At 64.4% G+C, this 2,562-nt stretch carries 1 protein-coding gene; it reads right to left on the reverse strand.

The features are described from left to right. Nucleotides 1–117: 117 nt before the first annotated feature. A complete protein-coding gene (locus tag ABY403_RS15545) occupies nucleotides 118–2,151 on the reverse strand; it encodes an FAD-dependent oxidoreductase (protein ID WP_372841727.1) in 2,034 nt (677 codons plus the stop codon). Nucleotides 2,152–2,562: the final 411 nt, after the last annotated feature.

Consider the following 2,562-nt stretch of genomic DNA (forward strand, 5'->3'; position numbering starts at 1 on the left):
CTGCGGGCCAGTGCGCTTGATTTCGTAGACTTCCTTGGCAGCGGTGCCTACCTTTATATCGGTGCCGCGCTGGCGCTCGTTCTGATCGCCCTGTTCGACCGCACCCGCGCCTAGGCCTCAGTACCGGATGCCAAAGCGCGTCGCGTCGTAGATGCCTGCATGGATGTTGCGCGCAGCCACCGCATCGCCAATACGGTATAGCACGAACGCCCCACCCGGCTGGCGCGATGGAAACACCTCGCCCGACCCTATCAGGGCTGCGTAATCCACCGCGCCCAGATTGCGGCTCATCGGCTTGAGCGCGTGGTAAAGCGCATCGTTCGCAGTTGTACCGTGGTCGGCAACCAGCAGGTCCACCTGCCGCTCGTCGCTCCAACCCGGTGCAAAATCTGATTTGAACCGCACCGCAATCCCGTTTCCGGCGCGGGTTGCGCTGGCAAGGCGCGTGTTGATTGTGACCCGCACCCCAAGCTCGTGAAAGGCGCGCATGTAGGGCACGTGGTTCATGCCCCCCACGTCAGGTGCCAAGCTGCGCTCGGGCGTCACCAGCTCGACCTCCGCCCCCCCGCGCGCGGCCATTTCAGCGGCCATCAGCCCCGCATGTCCGGCACCGTCCTCGTAAACGATTACGCGGCCCTGCGGCGCGAGCTCACCTGAAATCACGTCCCAGCTAGAACGCGCCAGCCCCGCCGCAGCCTCAGGCTCTTGCGGCAAGCCCCCCGTAGCGATCACCACGAAATCGGGGGCCAGCGCGCGCACGTCATCGACCTCGGCCAAGACATTGCAGCGAAGCTCCACCCCCAGCCTCTCGATCTCTGCCAACCGCCAGTCAACGATACCAACCATTTCGCGCCGCCTCGGGTGCAGCGTAATCAGACCCACCTGCCCGCCGGGCCGCGCCGCAGCCTCAAGCAGCACCACCTGATGCCCGCGCTCGCCCGCAACCCGCGCCGCCTCAAGCCCCGCAGGGCCCGCGCCGACCACGACCACCCTGCGCGAAATCTCGGCCCGCGGTATCACGTGCGGTATCTCGGCCTCGCGGCCGGTGGCGGCATTGTGAATGCACAGCGCCCCGCCCCCTTCGTAGATACGATCGAGGCAATAGGTGGCACCGACGCAGGGGCGAATATGCGCCTCCCGTCCGGCAGCAACCTTGGCAGTTATGTGTGGGTCGGCAATATGCGCCCGTGTCATGCCCACCATGTCAAGCTTGCCGCTGGCGATCGCATGCCGCGCAGTCGCCACATCGGGGATCCGCGCGGCATGAAACATCGGCAGACCGGTGACACCCCTGACCTCACCCGCAAAGTCGAGATGCGGGGCCGATGGCATGCCTTGAATAGGTATAACCCCGGTCAGCGCCGCATCGGTATCGATATGCCCGCGGATCAGATTGAGAAAATCGACCTTGCCCGAATCGGCCAACCGCCGCGCGATCTCGACCCCCTCTTCGCGGCTCAGCCCGTGCTCCATCGCCTCGTCTGCAACCAACCGCAGCCCGACGATGAACCCGGGCCCCACCGCCTCGCGCACGGCATCAAGCACCGCCCAGCTAAAGCGCAGACGGTTATCGAGACTGCCGCCCCAGATATCGCTGCGCCGATTGGTGGCGGGCGACCAGAAACTGTCCATCAGGTGGCCGTAAGCCTCGAACTCTATCCCGTCGAGCCCCGCCGCCTGCATCCGCTGCGCTGCGGCCGCATAGTCGGCGATGATACGCTCGATATCCCAATCCTCGGCCTCCTTTGGAAACGCCCGATGCGCCGCTTCGCGCACTGGGCTTGCGCTCAACACCGGTAGCCAATGCGCTTTGTTCCAACCGGTACGCCGCCCAAGATGGGTCAACTGGATCATCACCTTGCAGTCATGTTCGTGACAATCTTCGACAAGCGCTTTCAACCACGGCACAATCGCATCGTCATAGGCGTGCAGGTTGCCAAACGCCTGCGGGCTGTCGGCCGAAACCACCGCGGAACCCGCGGTCATCGTCAGCGCCATGCCACCCCGCGCCTTTTCCCGGTGATAAAGACGATAGCGTTCCTTCGGCATCCCGCCGTCGGAATAGGCAGGTTCATGCGCAGTCGACATGATCCGGTTTTTCAGCGTGATGTGCTTCAACTGGAATGGGGTCAGAAGCGGATCATGAACCATGCAAAACTCCCTTTTCGCGCGATCCTGCCTTAGCCGCGCGCGCCCCGCCAGCCCGTAGCCGACATCTGCAAGCCACTTCGCGCTCCGCGGGGGATATTTTGACTGAAGCATTGGGTTCTGCTTCAGAAAGAAATATCCCCGCCGGAGGCCAGCACGCGCTGAATGTGCCTTGCCGATTGGCACTGGCGCAGGCGGTCGCGGATATGGAATATGCAGGCGATTCCGGAGGGCGTCGATGGACCTTGTTGCCGAACTGACTGCGTTGCTGGGGGCCACGAACGTGCTGACCGGGGCCGATGCCGCGGGCTTCGGGCGCGAGTGGACGGGCAAGTACCACTGGCAACCACGCGCCGTGCTGCGACCCGCAAATACGAGCGAAGTGGCCGCGGTGCTACGGCTGGCTTCGGCCGC

Source organism: Phaeovulum sp. (genome assembly GCF_041596715.1).
Lineage (GTDB): Bacteria > Pseudomonadota > Alphaproteobacteria > Rhodobacterales > Rhodobacteraceae > UBA6213.